Annotated in this window: 15 protein-coding genes and 1 riboswitch; of the genes, 7 read left to right on the top strand and 8 right to left on the bottom strand. The window is 41.1% G+C overall.

Annotated elements, in window-relative coordinates; genetic code table 11:
• Nucleotides 1-29: 29 nt before the first annotated feature.
• The 6 genes from gspD to ABWV45_RS09780 all read right to left on the bottom strand — a co-directional run bounded on the left by gspD (nt 30) and on the right by ABWV45_RS09780 (nt 6,382).
• Nucleotides 30-1,940: a type II secretion system secretin GspD gene (gene gspD, locus ABWV45_RS09805; protein ID WP_353351136.1), complete on the bottom strand. Its 1,911-nt coding sequence runs from the start codon at nt 1,938-1,940 to the stop codon at nt 30-32.
• 14 nt (nt 1,941-1,954) lie between these two features.
• On the bottom strand, nt 1,955-2,815 hold the full coding sequence (locus ABWV45_RS09800) for a type II secretion system protein N (protein WP_353351134.1): 861 nt from the start codon (nt 2,813-2,815) through the stop codon (nt 1,955-1,957).
• Between the two features lie 15 nt (nt 2,816-2,830).
• Nucleotides 2,831-3,592, bottom strand: a complete 762-nt coding sequence (gene gspN / locus ABWV45_RS09795; RefSeq protein ID WP_353351132.1) for a type II secretion system protein N — start codon at nt 3,590-3,592, stop codon at nt 2,831-2,833.
• A gap of 232 nt (nt 3,593-3,824) precedes the next feature.
• Nucleotides 3,825-5,465 carry a chaperonin GroEL gene (gene groL, locus ABWV45_RS09790; protein WP_353351130.1) on the bottom strand — a complete coding sequence of 547 codons (1,641 nt, stop codon included), beginning with the start codon at nt 5,463-5,465 and terminating at the stop codon, nt 3,825-3,827.
• Between the two features lie 51 nt (nt 5,466-5,516).
• Nucleotides 5,517-5,810, bottom strand: a complete 294-nt coding sequence (locus ABWV45_RS09785; RefSeq protein WP_353351128.1) for a co-chaperone GroES — start codon at nt 5,808-5,810, stop codon at nt 5,517-5,519.
• Between the two features lie 146 nt (nt 5,811-5,956).
• Nucleotides 5,957-6,382 (bottom strand): FxsA family protein, encoded by a 426-nt coding sequence (locus ABWV45_RS09780; RefSeq protein ID WP_353351126.1) that lies wholly within the window; start codon nt 6,380-6,382, stop codon nt 5,957-5,959.
• Nucleotides 6,383-6,471: 89 nt separating this feature from the next.
• On the opposite strand from ABWV45_RS09780, the gene ABWV45_RS09775 reads away from it, so the two are divergent.
• The 3 genes from ABWV45_RS09775 (at nt 6,472) to ABWV45_RS09765 (ending at nt 9,289) form a co-directional block, all read left to right on the top strand.
• A complete protein-coding gene (locus ABWV45_RS09775) occupies nt 6,472-6,999 on the top strand; it encodes a hypothetical protein (protein WP_353351124.1) in 528 nt (175 codons plus the stop codon).
• A 348-nt stretch (nt 7,000-7,347) separates the two neighbouring features.
• A complete protein-coding gene (locus ABWV45_RS09770) occupies nt 7,348-8,970 on the top strand; it encodes a methyl-accepting chemotaxis protein (RefSeq protein WP_353351123.1) in 1,623 nt (540 codons plus the stop codon).
• 22 nt (nt 8,971-8,992) lie between these two features.
• On the top strand, nt 8,993-9,289 hold the full coding sequence (locus ABWV45_RS09765) for an MGMT family protein (RefSeq protein WP_353351121.1): 297 nt from the start codon (nt 8,993-8,995) through the stop codon (nt 9,287-9,289).
• Here the strand turns inward: ABWV45_RS09765 and ABWV45_RS09760 are convergent.
• Nucleotides 9,286-10,851 (bottom strand): AmpG family muropeptide MFS transporter, encoded by a 1,566-nt coding sequence (locus tag ABWV45_RS09760; protein WP_353351119.1) that lies wholly within the window; start codon nt 10,849-10,851, stop codon nt 9,286-9,288. The genes ABWV45_RS09765 and ABWV45_RS09760 overlap by 4 nt on opposite strands.
• Nucleotides 10,851-11,336, bottom strand: a complete 486-nt coding sequence (locus ABWV45_RS09755) for a YajQ family cyclic di-GMP-binding protein (protein WP_353351117.1) — start codon at nt 11,334-11,336, stop codon at nt 10,851-10,853. The genes ABWV45_RS09760 and ABWV45_RS09755 overlap by 1 nt, the downstream gene beginning before the upstream one ends.
• A 139-nt stretch (nt 11,337-11,475) precedes the next feature.
• On the opposite strand from ABWV45_RS09755, the gene ABWV45_RS09750 reads away from it, so the two are divergent.
• The 4 genes from ABWV45_RS09750 (at nt 11,476) to ABWV45_RS09735 (ending at nt 17,649) form a co-directional block, all read left to right on the top strand.
• Nucleotides 11,476-12,411: a hypothetical protein gene (locus ABWV45_RS09750; protein WP_353351115.1), complete on the top strand. Its 936-nt coding sequence runs from the start codon at nt 11,476-11,478 to the stop codon at nt 12,409-12,411.
• A gap of 6 nt (nt 12,412-12,417) precedes the next feature.
• Nucleotides 12,418-13,284, top strand: a complete 867-nt coding sequence (locus tag ABWV45_RS09745) for a ketopantoate reductase family protein (RefSeq protein WP_353351113.1) — start codon at nt 12,418-12,420, stop codon at nt 13,282-13,284.
• A gap of 62 nt (nt 13,285-13,346) precedes the next feature.
• Nucleotides 13,347-15,323, top strand: coding sequence for an ATP-binding protein (locus tag ABWV45_RS09740; protein WP_353351111.1), 1,977 nt, complete (start codon nt 13,347-13,349; stop codon nt 15,321-15,323).
• 32 nt (nt 15,324-15,355) lie between these two features.
• A riboswitch (cobalamin riboswitch) is annotated at nt 15,356-15,575 on the top strand.
• An 85-nt stretch (nt 15,576-15,660) separates the two neighbouring features.
• Nucleotides 15,661-17,649: a TonB-dependent receptor gene (locus tag ABWV45_RS09735; RefSeq protein ID WP_353351109.1), complete on the top strand. Its 1,989-nt coding sequence runs from the start codon at nt 15,661-15,663 to the stop codon at nt 17,647-17,649.
• Nucleotide 17,650 lies beyond the last annotated feature (1 nt).

The following is a 17,650-nucleotide window of genomic DNA, read 5'->3' as shown; positions in this document are numbered from 1 at the left end:
GTTTTTTTATGTCTAACTTCAAGTCACTATTAACGCTGAAATAATAACTCTAGTTTTTTGTCTATACCGTCCTCGCCAATGTGTCTACTTAAATCCACATCGTAAATGCCGTCGTATTTACGACGTAGTATTTCTTGATTAGTTTCTTTGCTTAACACCACGGTAGGCTTTAATAAGACCACTAGGTTTTGTTTCACATGGGACTCACCAGATGAGCGGAACAACCAACCTAGAATCGGAATATCACCTAAAAAAGGCACTTTACTTTCGGTTTCTTGGACCGCATCACGAATCAAGCCACCTAAAGCAATGATCTCACCGTTCTCCGCTAAAATTTGCGTTTTAATTGAACGTTTATTGGTAATTAAATCTGACTGCCCTTCTACTGCAGTACTTTGAACAGACTCAGTGGTTTGCTCCACCTCTAAACGAATAAATTTACCATCTTGAATATGCGGTATTACCTTCAAAGTAGTACCGATATCTTGACGTTCAATGGTCGTAAATGGATTCGCGTTGGTGGTCGATGATTGCTGTCCCGTCACAAACGGTACATTTTGGCCCACAATAATTTCAGCTTCTTGGTTATCCAGCGTCATAATGCTTGGAGTACTAAGTAGGTTTGTATTGGTTACTGATTCAAGTGCTTGAATCAAAATAGCAAAGTCGTTTCCGCCTTGGCTACCACCCATACCTAAGGTTAAACCAGAACTAAGTGCAGGCTGACCCGTTGCGATACCTGCAATGAAATTAGTTAAGCTTGTACCTCCATCACTAAAGTTAGTACCAAGTAACGGGGTATCACTGCTGCCGCTATCAATAGCCGCGGCATCTGCAACCGCCCCTTGTACTCCCACTCTATTATCAACTGTACCAGATACTTCTAAAATAGCGGCTTCAATTAATACCTGAGCACGTCGAATATCAAGCTGAGACACTACCTCTTTGATTTCTGACATCACCGAGGGCTCCGCACGAACAACCAAAGCGTTTAAACCGGTATCTGCATGGATACTCACATTACCTGAAACCTTGCTTTTACCTTTTTCGTCTTTTACTTCGCCCATTAAGTTTTTAAGTAGGTCCGCTAACTCTTTTGCATCGGCGTGTTGTAAACGTAATACCGAAGCTTTACCTGAAAATTTAGATGGTTTATCTAAGCTCAAGATTAATGCTTTTACATTTTCGCGGGCACTTTTTTCACCACGAATAATTAAGCGGTTAGCGCGTTCATCTGCTACTACGCGAATACGCCCTGCAACTCCACTGGCTTCTTTGGCTTTACCGCCTTCGCTGACTTTTTCTGGATCTAAGCTGGTAAGAATATCAACTATATCGCCAACCCAAGCCTCTTCAAGTTGCACAACTTCTAACTCAGATACACCAGATCCATCTAAGCGTTCGATAATTTTTTCCAAACGACGTACGTTAGATGCGTGATCAGTCACAATTAAAGCATTAGCGCTTCTAACTCCGGCTAAATGACCATACTTTGCAACCATTGGTCGCAGAATGGGCACTAGATCTAATGCTGGAGTGTCTTTAATTTGAATGACTTGTGTAATCAATTGCTCACTGGGTTTTGTGCTTTTCAGCGCCGTTGGCATGCCACCTTCTTGCTTAGTGTCATTTTGCTGAACAATTTTAATGACACTGCCCGCAGGTATGGCTGAAAAGCCATGTACTTGCAGCACTGTTTGAAACATTTCATACACATCATTTTTTGACATAGATGTATCAGAAACAATGGTCACTTTACCCTTTACCCTTGGGTCAATAACAAAACTGTAACCCGTAATGTTAGCCACCTGAGAAATAAACGCTTTTATATCTGCGTCTTTTAGATTTACCTTCCAAGTTTGATCATCATTTGAGAACGCCCCTGCACTTGGTAGCAGTAGTAAAAAGATAACGGCGTGAATCCAGCTTTTTATTTTCATATTCAAGACCATAATTAAAACGAGTGATTGATGGTCATACGTCGACTGCCACGCTCAACAACAAGACTGGCATTTCCGGATGCGTAAACTTCATCAATAAGATTTCTATCCTGCTCAGGGTCACCAAGTTGGTTTCCATTCACAGATATTAATTTGTCACCAGGCTTCATTCCGATACTCAGAAGCATGGTGGCGGATCGCGAAACGATGTAACCGCCATCCGTTGGCTCAACGCCTAAATTTTTCATTGCTTGCTGCGGGTTTTGAAGTTGTTGTCTTGCAAAATTAACAAATTGATCGGCGGTACGGACCTGCATCAGCTCTTTACGAAATTCTTTTCGATTAACAGCGGGCTTTTTTGATGGCTTTACAGGCGCTTTATTGGCGGTGATACCTTGTAATGCTTTTTGACTTTCTTCAAAGGTTAGGGTTTCAAACTTGCCATTATTATCAATGATGACTTTGTCTTCATAAACCTGTGATAACAATGCACGGCCTTGCACACGATCACCGACTCTGAAAAACTCACCATCACGGCCTTGTTCGGCAATAATTGCACTAGACTGTGTTTTTTCGGCGGCTACAAATACACCCATTAATAATAATCGCAGTCGGGTTTTTGGTGCATTAATTTCTTCTTGAGGCGCACTAGGGGCTTGCGTCGCGCTGCCAAATAAATCCAGTTTTGCCAAACCATAAGATTGGGGCATCGCCGCCATTTCGCTTTGCGCTTGCGTCGGTTCAGGTAATACCACGACTGGTCGATCAATCATCAACCACGTCAATACCGCTAACTGGTAAGACACACATAAACTCAATATCCATTTTGCAATGGTAATACTGGGTTGGAATGCTTTATGTTCTGTCCAATGCACAAATAAACCTTTTTACTAGCGTGTAAATACGCGCTCAGATACTTCAAATACCACAGTGTCAGATGACACTTTATTGGGCCATTTTTCACCAACTAAGTCGATCATTGCCTTACGTACTGCAAGGTTTGCCCAACCATCTTTTTTTATACTCGCTGTCGCCAATTGTTGTCCTTCTACGGTGGACACATTTGCCAACAACTCTTTATTCTCTGTTGTAATTTTAGCCACTAGCATTGGTAATTCTGCTTGAGCATGTTTACGCCCTTTAGGGTAAACAACGTTGCCGCCCATCCAGACTACTTGTCCACTAGCTTCATCACTTTCTCCAGTGGTTAAATTATACTCAAGGTGGGTGTCTGATAATTCAAAATCACCATTAACCTGAGTCTTAGACTGAACTAGCGCCTTATTCACTAGATTAGCACTGACAAAACCATTTGTTTCATTGAAAGCTACTTGGTTTGTTAATGGGTTAAACGCCACCTGCGAAGTAAACTGCGCTAGTGATGAATCCACTTCTAAATCAGCTTTAACTTGGCCTTTTATTAATGCCATTGGGTAAATAGACCACATACTGCTTATTTGCCCAGTCATCGGATGTTTAAGTACCACCTCACCCTTCCACAGTGTGCCCGATACTGCCACAACTTCAACAGGCAAATTTTCAGGTGCGAGAAATTTATGCACCACACTAAGGGGTGTTAAAGCAATTAAGCACACTAGGTACACCACTATCGACACGGCAATGAGTCCGCGATTTCCTTCGGCCTTAGCCACTATAGAATAACCTTATGCATCTAAAAAAAGGGGCACCATTGTAAAGCAGCTAGCGCTCACTGTAACGATACCATGTGACAAAAAAGTAGAACTAAACCATATATTATTAGTTTTATTACGACATATTATGCCATATCAATCGCCACTGGCTAAAAGTAAAACATCTTTTTGTCTACTCACAAAAAAGGCCTCCCTAAGGAGACCTTTATATATTGGCTGAGTTCAGTATGAATTACATCATTCCGCCCATGCCACCCATTCCGCCCATGCCACCCATATCTGGCATAGCTGCGCCTTTTTCTTCCGGTAGATCAGCAACCATAGCCTCTGTAGTGATCATCAAACCACCAATAGAAGCAGCTGCTTGCAATGAAGAGCGAGTCACTTTCGCTGGGTCTAAAATCCCCATTTCGATCATGTCACCGTATACGCCTGTTGCAGCGTTATAACCAAAGTTGCCTTCACCTGACTTCACTTTGTCTACAACAACAGAACCTTCATCCCCCGCATTGGCTGAGATTTGACGAATCGGTGCTTCCATTGCACGTAAAGCCAAGGCAATACCTACGTTTTGGTCTTCGTTATCACCTTCAACCGTTACTTGGCTTAAAGCTCGAATTAGCGCAACACCACCACCGGCTACCACGCCTTCTTCAACCGCTGCACGGGTTGCTTGAAGAGCGTCTTCAACGCGGTCTTTTTTCTCTTTCATTTCAATTTCAGAACCAGCGCCAACTTTAATAACTGCAACACCGCCAGCTAGCTTCGCTAGGCGTTCTTGAAGTTTTTCCTTGTCGTAGTCTGATGTAGACGCATCTGCTTCAGCACGGATTTGATCACAACGTGACTTAACATCATCTTCAGCGCCGGCACCGTCAACAATTACAGTGTTTTCTTTATCGATCACGACTTTCTTCGCTGTACCTAGATCTTCTAAAGTAGTGGTTTCTAGGCTCATACCGATTTCTTCAGAAATCACTTTACCGCCCGTTAGAATAGCAATGTCTTGCAACATAGCTTTACGGCGATCGCCAAAACCAGGTGCTTTAACCGCAGCTACTTTGAATGTACCGCGCATGGTGTTAACAACTAATGTTGCCAAAGCTTGGCCTTCTACGTCTTCCGCTACGATCAATAGTGGGCGACCAGATTTAGCAACCGCTTCAAGTAATGGAATAATCTCTTGAAGGTTGTCGATTTTCTTATCAGCAAGAAGGATCACTGGGTTTTCTAGCTCAACACTCATTTTTTCTTGATTGTTGATGAAGTATGGCGATAAATAACCACGGTCAAACTGCATACCTTCAACTACTTCTAGTTCGTCTTGCAGGCCTTGACCTTCTTCAACAGTGATAACCCCTTCTTTGCCTACTTTTTCCATAGCTTGAGCAATTAAATCGCCCACTGTGCTATCAGAGTTTGCTGAGATCGTACCTACCTGCGCAATTGATTTACCATCACCACAAGGCTGAGATAATTTGGCTAGCTCTTCCACTACCGCTGCAGTGGCTTTATCGATACCGCGCTTAAGATCCATTGGGTTCATGCCAGCAGCCACTGACTTCAGGCCTTCGTTAATGATGGCTTGTGCTAATACAGTAGCTGTTGTTGTACCGTCACCGGCTTTATCATTGGCTTGAGAAGCAACTTCTTTCACCATTTGTGCGCCCATGTTTTCGAATTTATCTTCTAATTCGATTTCTTTGGCTACAGATACACCGTCTTTAGTGATGGTTGGTGCGCCGAATGACTTATCCAAAACCACGTTACGACCTTTAGGGCCTAAAGTCACTTTCACTGCGTCTGCTAGAACATTCACACCCGCCAGCATTTTGTTGCGAGCGCTATCACCAAATATTACGTCTTTTGCCATGATTCTTTCCTTAACTTAAAAACAATTGTACTAAAATATGCGAATCAAAGATTAGTCTTCGATGATGCCGTAAATCTCGCCTTCACTCATAATTAACAGCTCTTCACCGTCAATTTTAACTGTGTTCGTGCCGCCATATTGGCCAAACAACACAATATCGCCTTCTTTAACAGCAAGCGCTTGTATTTCGCCATTTTGTAAAACACGACCCGTACCCACTGCAACCACAACTCCCTGATTAGGTTTTTCGGCAGCTGCGCCAGGAAGCACGATTCCGCCAGCCGTTTTAGTTTCTTCTTCTTTACGACGAACTACGATTCGATCGTGTAACGGACGGATTTTCATTTAGGTATCTCCAAACGATTTTTTAGGTTAATGCTGATAACAGCAAATTTAGGTTAAAAGTGCGGCATAACCGCATTAAAAAAGTTGTGAACTGTAAATGGGGGCAACCAAAGTATTTTCAATACTCAAAGTTAAAAAAAGTTGGATTAGTCTTCTTTATGATATTGGCCTTCAATTACTTGGCCTTTACCTTGTGGTTGCGAGGGCGCTTGCCCTGCCTGCATCATAATGCCTTTACTCAAAATGGCTCCCGCGATGGATTTTCTGACAAACGGCAACAATAAAATCAAACCTAACGTGTCTGTGACAAACCCAGGAATCAATAAGAATGCGCCACTGACAAAGACCAATACCCCACTTAGCATGGCTTCTGCGGGCATTTGCCCTTGAGCAACTTGCTCTCGCACTTGGGTTAAAGTTCGAAAACCCTGTGTTTTGATTAAAAACACACCGACAAAAGCGGTACACAGTGTCAAAAATACTGCACCCATGGCCCCTATTTTTCCGCCGACTTGGGCAAACATCGCCACTTCGATAAGGGGTAACAATACGATGAGGGCTAAAAATCTCATAATTTCTCTCTTTTTTGGTCAGACTCGTTAATGGTGGTGTTATTTTTGCTTTTCAAGGAGTAATCGCTTTTTTTTGACGCGGAGCCACCATGGAAGAGTTAATTGTAATTCTTGATACCAGTATAAAAGTCACATTAGGGGCGGTCATCGCCGGCATCTCTGGATACTGGCTCACGGGCATGCGTACAAAACATAACCGAGCTCAACAGCGCTTAGACCATCAGCGTGACTTATTAGAAGGTATTGCGCAACAAGCTGAGCAAGTGCATCACGTATTCATGAAGTATTTTGAGCTAATAAACGAATACATGAACGCCACCAAAAACCGTTACGACTGGCCGCAAAGCCGACGCAGTGAGTTATATCTGGTTTTAGATGAGTTAGTTCAAAGTTTCAACGAGCTCACCGCTGCTGAATCTAAGCTGCTCTTGCTGAATGAAAAGCCTTTGTATAAGAGCTTGAGAAAGTTTCGCAGTAAAGTAGTGTTTTTCCGCCGTCATTTTTACATTGATAAAAAAGATCTAAACGAACAAGAAGCATTAGAGATTAAGCGAGAAGTGAGCAAGCTACGTGAGCAGTTTTTTGACGCATTAAGTCACCGCTACGCTGACGTTTAGTTTTAAAGAATACATAGGGTAGACCGTTTGCCCCGAGCTTGCTCGGGGCTTTTTTTTTGTTTAAAGCATACAAACGAATTTGATTACTTTAAATCATACCAGTCATTGCCACATATTAAGGGAACACCCTGCCGGCAGGCTTTTGACCAATATCCCAGTGATTTGGTTTAGAGAAGCACTCTTAGAGCGTTTGCTGCTAAATATGGCCCGAGTTACATCCGATAGGCTCTTTACCTTCCTTAGTGCCTTGTGTTTATTGAATTAACCATAAATATGTATAAACCATGCACAATCTAAAAATCGTGTCTAAGCTTAGTGACAGGTGTGTATTCCTATGGAGGACAGGGCATGTCCATGAGCTTACGTGGCAAACTACTATCAATTATAAGTATTGGAATCATTGGCATCGGTCTAATAAGTGCCTTTTCATTTAACTCCTTATCAAACAGAGTATCCAGTTTTGATGAATTACTGAGCATGGATATGTCAGCAGCAATCAAGGCTGACAAAATGGCCTTAGAATTTAAGATCCAAGTACAAGAGTGGAAAAATGTCCTTCTACGTGGCCACGACAGTGAAAAACGTGATAAATACTGGAGCCGCTTTCAAAAACAGCACGAAAAAGTTCAAGCAATGGGTAAAGAAGTCATTAAGCTCACGACACAAGCTGATATCAAATCAAAAGCTCAAGCTTTTTTGGCTGAGCATTTAGGGCTGTTAAGTAAATACAAAATGGGCTATGACGCGTTCATATCATCAGGCTTTGACCATAAAGCAGGCGATAAAGCCGTTTCAGGAATTGATCGAGCTCCGACCAAAATGGCCTCTGAAATTGCCGAACACACTACAGATTATGCCTCTAAACACAACAAAGAAGCCGCTGCCTCTGCAAACTCAACTATCATAACGGGGGGATCTGTTATCCTCATTGCCGTCGTCGTAATATTATTTAGTGCAATGTCACTGATTAATCTCTGGGTCACAATGCCAATTAACATGGCTCACAAATACATCTTAAATTTGGCCAATGGCCATTTAGATTTCACCGTCAAGCCTTGCCAAGGTAAAGATGAAATATGCGAAATGATAGACGCAGTCGCACAATTACAAGCAAACCTGCATGAAGGCACAGCAGCCATTCATGACTCTATTATCAAGTTAAGCGAAGGGGCAAACCATCTACACAAGGTGGCAAGCACCATTCAAGCTGGCACACTTAATCAGCACCAACGTACCGACCAAATGGCCACTGCCATTACAGAAATGTCTTCGGCATCCGCAGAAGTGGCTAGGCATGCTCAAGAAGCCGCTAGTTCAGCAAATAATGTTGAACAATCTGCCACCAAAGGCGTTGGAATTATGCAAAATGCAATTTCAACCATCAACTCAACCAGCGAACAAATAGCCAGTACTGCAGACGTGGTTAGAAATTTAGAGCTAGACACCAAAAATGTGGGAACTGTACTGGATGTAATTAAAGGCATTGCAGAACAAACCAACTTATTAGCTTTAAACGCTGCCATTGAAGCAGCTCGAGCAGGTGAACAAGGCCGAGGATTTGCCGTGGTTGCAGATGAAGTCCGCACCCTTGCCCAGCGTACTCAAGAAAGCACCGCAGAAATTCACACGATCATTGAGAACGTACAAAGCGGCGCTCAAAATGCGGTAACCGCCATTGAAGCCGGTCAAGGTCGCACCGAAGAAAGTGTTACGCAGGTTAACCAAGCCGGTGAAACCATAAATGAAATAAACCAAAACATTAAACAAATTTTGGGCACCAATGAGCAAATCGCTCAAGCCGCGCAAGAACAAAGCAGTGTAGCCGATGATATTTCTGAAAACGTCAATCAAATCACCAACATTGCAGAGGATAGCTCAACACATGCCAATGAAACCCTTGCATTAAGTGAAGAGTTTAGAAAAATGTCAGAAACCTTAAAAGTACAAATTAAAAAACTCAAAGCTAGTTAAAAAATCATGATACGATTGATAGATGGGTTTCGATGACATCATATACTTACATCTAATACAAATACCGTCTGGGCATGCGGTGAGCTATGGTTACCTTGCCCGAATGGCAGGCTACCCAAACCATGCTCGACAAGTAGGGCGAGTGCTAAAACATCTTCCCCAAGACACTTCATTACCTTGGTATAGAGTTGTAAATGCTCAAGGCAAGATTAGCTTTGAGCCTGAATCTGTAAAGTTCAAAGAACAATTATCACGCCTTCAAGCCGAAGGCGCGTCAATTAGAAATAATCGTATTATTAAGCCCAGCTTTTTAGGTTAGCTAGTCTTCTGTTCATGCAGAGTCAATGAGCGACTTGCTAGCACAACCAATACTAAAATAGGTAAACCGATTAAACCTGTAAAAATAAAGAATCCTGTATAACCAATACTTTCAACAATACTACCTGAGTAGCCTGCCAAAGCTTTTGGAAGCAGTGTCATTAATGATGAAAAAATAGCATATTGCATCGCGGTAAATTGTATATTTACTAAACCGGATAAAAACGCTACAAACGCAGCTGTCGCTATACCAGCCACTAAATTGTCCGCTGCTACAACGGTATACATCACATATAAGTTATGACCGCTGTACAGTAACACGATGAATAACAAATTAGTGATCACTACTAATAAAGCACCTAAGAATAAAACACGCATAACGCCTAAACGCATTGCCAATACACCACCTAAAAACCCACCAACAATGGTCATCAACAAGCCAAACGTCTTAACTGCATTAGCAATTTCAATTTTGCTAAACCCTAAGTCTTGGTAAAAAATGTTACTCATGACACCAAGTACGATGTCGCTGATGCGATACAAGCCAATTAAAGCCAATAACAATAATGCGGATTTTAGGCCATAATCATCAAAAAACTGCTTAACCGGTGCAATATAGCTATCGCTAAGCATCTCTCGGTTAGCCACACCACTGACGATACAGGCACGTCCTAAAATAAAGACAACAAACAGAGCCACCCCTAAGCGTAATAGTTCAACAATAAAACTAGATAACACTTTGTTATGTAATGTTTCTGCAAGCATATGTTTTATTTGGGACGATAAATCACCACTTAGTACAAAAAAAACAATAAAACCTGCAACACACACTAAAAACGAAACCAGTAATCCTGAATATTGACGTGGTGTATGGGCAAATTTTGATTCTCGTTTAATGGGCTCGGAAATTAAAAATGTAGCCATCACTCCAATCAAACCAAATAAGGCCATGACTAAATAGGTGTAATACCAAGCGGTATAATCGTATTCCGATTTAGACGAACCAAAGTAACTGGCAAAATATAAAGCGCCTGCCCCAGCAACAATCATCCCAATACGGTAACCTGCAATATAGGCTGAACTCATTAAACCTTGCATATCTGCTGAGACCGCCTCTATACGATAAGCATCAATAGAAATATCTTGCGTAGCAGCGCTAAACCCAAGCAATACAGCACCAATGGCCATCCATGTAAGCTCTGTTTGATTGGACGGGTCTGCAGATGCCATTAAACAAATGGCACCGATAATGCCCGCCTGAGCCACCAGTAACCAAGAGCGTCTTAATCCTAGGGTTTTAGTTAAAACCGGAATAGGTAAACAATCGATTAATGGTGCCCAAACAAACTTAAAGCTGTAACCTAATGCAGCCCAACTAAAATAGGTAACGGCCGATTTTTCAATGCCAGCCTCGCCTAGCCATAAAGACAGTGAAGAAAATATCAGCAATAAAGGTAGGCCGGCAGAAAAACCCAACAACAGCATATAAAAGACTTGACGCTGAAACAGCGCCTTAAAACTTTCTTGCCAGCCGTGCTGGGCTTCTAAGGATTTAATATCCATTAATCTTTAAAATTCTTAAACTGAAGCGGCATAGTTATGGACTCATCACCCTTCCATAGGGCCATTACTTCTTGTAAATCGTCACGTTTTTTACCCGTCACGCGAATGGTTTCTCCTTGTATAGCCGCTTGCACTTTCAGCTTATTATCTTTAACCATTTTAACCATCTTCTTACCGAGGTCTTTATCAATACCTTGTTGTAAGGTGGCCGCCATTTTTACCAATTTACCGGCTCCCGTTAGTGCTCCGTACTCAAGACAACTTACTTTAATCTTACGCTTCAATAAGCAGCTTTCTAAAATGGGTTTCATTTGATCAATATGAAACTCTTCATTAGCAGTTAACGTAATAACACTCTCATTTAACTCAAACGAGGCATTCTTGCCTTTTAAGTCATAGCGGCGCTCAATTTCTCGATTTGCTTGATCAACCGCATTACTGGCTTCATGTTGTTCTATTTCGGATACCACATCAAAAGAAGGCATAACCCACTCCTAAAAGTTTTTAATTGTCGCTAATTCTAACGAGGTTAAGAAAAAATTCATGTGTTAATTTGGCAGTGGCTAAAAACAGCCAAAATACGAAGAAATTGGTAAATTCACTCAGTTGGGCTATTTTTTAATCATGGATAAAAAAATCAGCTTAGATCTTGCCAAGCAACATTACTACATTCATATCCCCAGTGCTCAAGGGCAAAAAATGTTTAGTAGTGTGTTTGCCTATGATGCCTTGCTAAGCTCACTGAATGCGTTAACAAATATCAGTGTATATGGTTATTGTTTACTCCCCAGCCATATTCACCTACTTGTGTATTCGGAAACCAAACCCAGTATTTGGCTTGAACCTTGGCTAATGGCATACAATCAGTGGCACCAAAATACCACACTTGAAACCGTATACTTGTTTAATGATGAACAAATACGCTCTGTTCTCATTCAACCAAAGTATCTATGTAAGACTCTTCGACACATCCATTACCTGCCTGTGCAAAACAAACGCTGCAGCGCGCCTGATCAATACTTATACAGCTCATACAAAAACTACATGAACGATCAATCTACTGGTGTGGATACCGACCCCATATTGTCTATGTTATCGCCACACTACGGTCAGCGAATTCGCCGCTTTAGTGATTACATGGCGGTTAATAATCAAAAGCCTAGTGAAACATTTAATGAAGGTAATCACCCCTTTTATCGGGCGTATGCTGACAACGCTTACCTGACACAGGTTCGAGCCAAATATCAAGAGACATTAGGTAGCGCATCCGAAGAGGAACACTTAAAAACTTGGCATGGGTGCTTACACAAGCTCATCGAAATTAATGGTTTAGATGAAGAAACTTGGCTAGGCAAACACAGGCATCATAGCCAGCCGGATGCGCATTTCATATTGGCTTGGCTATTTGTCACCGTTGCTAATGGGCCTACCTACATAGCAGCCAAACAACTAAGGACTGACGAAGCAACCTTAAAATTGAAGATAAATTCCATTCATTTGCACCACCCTGCTAAATATTTACGGTATATTGAACATTCTTGGAATCCAATTGCTGTTTAATTAGCCATGTCTAACGTTTATATCCTAGGTTCTGGTGCCATGGGCTGCCTGTGGGCCAGTTACTTAAGCCAATACCATAATGTTTCTTTCATTAAGCGTCGTGCTATTGGTGAACAATATGAGTTCACATATCAGCCTAATAATAAGCTTATACGTTGTATGTGCTATGATGCCAAAACATTATCTAGGCCAATTAACCGGTTAATTCTAGCAACTAAAGCCTATGATGCATTAGATGCACTTAAACCAATTACCCATTTATTAGCTGAACACACTGAAATTGTCTTACTGCAAAATGGATTAGGCTCGCAGCAAGAAATTGTGAAACACTTCCCTCACCTAACCATTTACGCTTGCAGCTCAACAGAAGGTGCTTACAAGCCCGACGAACACACTCTTGTTCATGCAGGGCATGGACTAAATAAAATAGGAGCGTTAACGCAATCAGCCAATTTTCAATCCTTACAATCATGGATACCTAATCAATTCATTTTGTGGCAAGACAGTATTGAAGCCATCTTATGGCAAAAGTTTATGATTAATTGCGCAATAAACCCTCTAACCGTGATATATCAGTGTGCCAATGGCCAGCTACTTAAAAACTCAGATTACCACCAACATTTAAAAAAAATATGTGTCGAAATAGACATCATTACCACAGCCAAAGGCTATCAACTCACTTCCGCTTACGAATTAGCACGCAAAGTTTGCGAAGTAACGGCTGAAAACTTCAGCTCAATGCTACAAGATGCACGCAACCACAGACACACCGAAATAGAGTACATGACAGGGTATCTACTTAAAGAAAGCGCGCGCTTGAAGCTGGAATGCCCTAATAACCAAACATTATACAGCGCCATACAGCAAGCCTGATATTGGCGGTACAATAAAACTCCTGTAGTCTGAACACATTCATCACCAATCAGAATCGAACTATGAGAGCATTTTTTCGACAACTTAAAGTCCGCCAAAAAGTCTTTGCTCTCATTGCACTTGCCATGATTGGTATCTCGATACTTAATGTGAGTAGTAACTTTTGGCTTGCCACGAAAAACCCTGTTCAACATCACTTATCTGTTTTAACTCCTCTACTGCACAACCATAAAAATCATCAACTAAGCAGTGAAAAGTGGCTACAGCACTTAAATGAACAACAAGACAGCTTCAAAGTATTACATCTGGCAGTTTATGACATAAATGGTGAATTATTAAACCAAACCAGCGATCAATTCCCGACAAATTTAAATCAAACCCACCTAGTTAATTTAGATAAAGATGCCATTGTCATTCCTGGGCCTAAATTCACCATCATGGCGAATGTAATGCCACAGGTAACCGAATTCTATTTATTAGAAATGCTTGTATTTAGCTTATTCATATTATTTTTTGGACTTTCACTTATCTATGTCATTTTATACTTTACCAATCGATTAATTACTCTCCCCATATACTCACTTATTAATACCACCAATGAAATTGCCATGGAGCAAAATTACAGCTTAAGAGCCCAACAATTTTATCCAGATGAAATCGGCTCCCTTGCCGAGAATTTAAATTATATGCTCAATCGAATTGAACAAGATGACTTAATGCTAAGGGAAGAAAAAGAAAAAGCTGATCAAGCCAGAAAACGTGCCCTAGAACTTTCAAAGAAAATGCACGATACCAATGCCCGATTAGGTTTTGAGGTGAAAGTGCGCTCACGAGTAGAGCATAAGTTAACGGATTTCCAACACTACTTAAACAATATTATAGATTCAATGCCTAGCGCTATTATTGCCATTGATCACGAATTAAAAGTCACTCAATGGAATAAAGGTGCATCGCAAATAACTCGCATCACCCGTGATGATGCGATTTATCAACCACTAGAAGAGTCATGTGGTTTTTTAATTACCCACTTACCAGAGATAACCAACTCACTAGAAAAGAAAACAATCAATAAAGTTGAACGCATCTCTTATACGATCAATCAACAAACAAGCTTCTTAGATTTAACTATTTACCCACTAGACGATACCACCCACTCAGGCGCTGTTATTCGTATTGATGATGTAACTCAGAGAACACAAATGGAAGACATGATGATTCAGTCTGAAAAAATGATGTCTCTAGGTGGTCTAGCCGCTGGCATGGCCCACGAAATTAACAATCCATTAGGAGCCATTGTTCAAACTGTGCAAAATATTCGCCGCCGTTTAAATCCTAGTGTAAATAAAAATATTGAAGAAGCACAAGCCATTGGCATTAACATGGATAACATATGTAAATATGTAGAAAGCCGTGGCATCATTTCATTTTTAGATAACATCGCACAAGCTGGCGAACGTGCCTCCACTATCGTCAACAACATGCTGCAATTTAGCCGCCAATCACCAAAGCGTATGCAGCCACAAAACTTACATCATATTATCGACCGTTCAATCAGTATTGCGCGCAATGAATATAGTTTAAGTAAAGGCTACGATTTCAAAACCATTGACCTAGTCAAAGACTTTGACCTAACCTTAGATGAAGTTCCCTGTATTCCATCTGAGATTGAACAAGTTATTCTTAACTTACTCAAAAATGCGGCTCAAGCTCTGCAAGAATTTAAAACATCAAAAGAGTTAGATCTAAACTGGTATAGCCAAATTCATATATCAACCAGAAAACAAAATAGCCACGCAGAACTTGTCATTGAAGATAATGGGCCGGGTATGGACGAAGATACTATTCGTCATATATTTGAACCCTTTTTCACCACAAAAGAAGTGGGTATGGGTACTGGATTGGGATTATCAGTTTCTTTCTTTATCATTACAGATCACCACCAAGGTCAAATGCGTGTGCAAAGCACCCCAGGCAGTGGCACTCGATTTATTATCACCCTTCCCTTACAAGATGAATCAAGCGCGAATTTAATTGAATAATACCAACTTGACCTTTAATTCATGCTTTCGTAGTATGCGCACAACTTTTAGGTGCTTTGATTGTCCTCTTAGATCAAAGTTAAACGGGAAACTGGTGTCCCTGTAGCCAATACAGACAGTCCAGTGCTGCCCCCGCAACGGTAAGCAACTTAAGTTTAGCAACCCGCCACTGAGCATTGCTTGGGAAGGCGCTAAACACAAACCTTGGTTTGAGTTGTAAGCCCGGATACCGGCCTAATATATCCATGAACTGTAGTTGCGGTGGGCGACTAAGTGACAGCACAATTTATTATATCTAATGCTGATGCTTATTCTTGCCTGACCTTGGTTGGTTAGTGTGAATTTATTTTTGTTTTTCATCGTTTGTATTTCAAGCGGGCTTTCAGTAAATGTTGTTGCTGATACCATTGAAAACGATGCAGCTTTAGACACCATTCAAGTTGAAGGTCAAACTGACCAAGGCTTTTCTGTTCATTCTATTATTGGCTCCCATCAGTCCATTGATGTTGAGGCTTCTAACCAAAACTTCAAAACCCTGCCCGACTTACTTGAACAACAAAGCGGTATTGAAATTCAATCCATTGGTGGCATTGGGCAATATGCAAGCCCTGTGATTAGAGGGTCTAGCGGTAAACAAGTTTTAGTATTCTGGGACGGATTATTGGTCAATGGGATTAGTGGCTCAAGCGCCGACATTGGTAGCCTAGGACTAAGCTATGCAAATTCCATAGATATATATCGCAGTTTGGCTCCAATAGAGCTATCCGCAAGCTCAGTGGGAGGGGTTATTCAAATTAAATCTCAGGATTTATCAAGCTCATATCAAGATAACAACGGAGCGTTTAGTCTCACAGCTGGAAGTTATGGCACCCGTAAAATATCAGTACGTCAAGCCTTAAACCTTGAATCGTCAAATTGGCTTCTGGCTGGGGAGCTGACGCAAGCCGACAATGATTTTAAGTATTTAGAAGAGAGACCAGTTAGCAATCCAAATAAACCAGCATATGAGTCACGACACAACAATGGCGCACAACAATCCAATGTTTTATTAAAAGGTCAGCATCAATTTCAGTCTCATGAATTTAATATTGCGATTCAATCAAATCAAAGTAATAGAGAAATCAGTGCGAAGATAAACACACCCACAACACAAACTGATATTGCATCGACATCTCATCATTTACAGACCAGTTGGAACATTCCTTGGAGCAATCAAATTCGCAGTGAAGTTATTACCAGTGCCCAACATCAAATTGAGTTATTTGATGATCGTTATTCCAGCGTGGGGTTAGGCAGTCAACTCAACGAGTATGAAAGCCAAGCGTATAAGCTTCAAACCAACCAATATTTCGATTTTGATTCTATCAATTCAGTCATTACTTTAAGAGTTCAGACAGATAAAACACAAGCAGATTACCAACTATTAACTGAAGATGAGGTTGCAGCACAATGTTTAGCAGGAAGAGGTTGTAAATCCCCTTATCGCCGCACACAAGCCGACTTAGGCTCTCGATTGTCATACCGCATCAATCAGTTTGAATATTCTTTGCAAGGCGCTTTGTTAGAAATACGGAATCAAAATTTAACCCCAAACGAAAATAGCACCACTATGCACCACAGTACGTGGTCCCTTGGTGTATCTCGATATTATTCTGATGGGGTGACTCTTTTTTATTCCATTTCAAATCAATTAAGAGTGCCTTCCACAACCGAATTATTTGGTGATAGAGGGCTTAGTAAAGGTAATGATGAATTAACACCTGAAAAGGCACTATCTCACGATATTGGTCTGCGTTTTCAAACCTCAAATGTAGAATATGCTAGCAGTCTTTACTTCAGGGATGTAGCAGATGCCATACATGCTGAAACAGACAGCTCTGGCGTTATCCGCTATGACAATTTAGGCAAAACTCAGCACCTTGGTTGGGAACATACTATGAGCTACCAACCTAAACGGGAGCTTTCACTAAATGCCAATGTCACGTTACAAAGCAACGAAATCATAAAAGACGATCGCTTTTCTATTTATGAAGGAAAGCAAGTGGCCGGCTATAGTCAAATTTATTCTTTCCTGCAAATGCAGTACTTCATGAATCATTGGGATATGAGTATTGCCCATACCTTTGAAGATGGCGGCTACTATCGAAATTCCAATACCCGTAAAAAAGACACCAAGGATCAATGGAATATATCCATCGGAAAAAATATTAATAATTGGCGTATTACTTTAGACCTAGTGGATATTACAAATAGCGCAGCAAGAGACTATATTGAATACCCAGAACCTGGCCGGCAAATTTATTTAAAAACTCAAACTAAATGGTAAA

It is taken from the genome of Oceaniserpentilla sp. 4NH20-0058 (assembly GCF_040371755.1).
Taxonomy (GTDB): Bacteria; Pseudomonadota; Gammaproteobacteria; order Pseudomonadales; family Oceanobacteraceae; genus Bermanella.
Note: the sequence above shows the minus strand (reverse complement) of the source record. Positions and strands in the feature narration are given on the sequence as shown.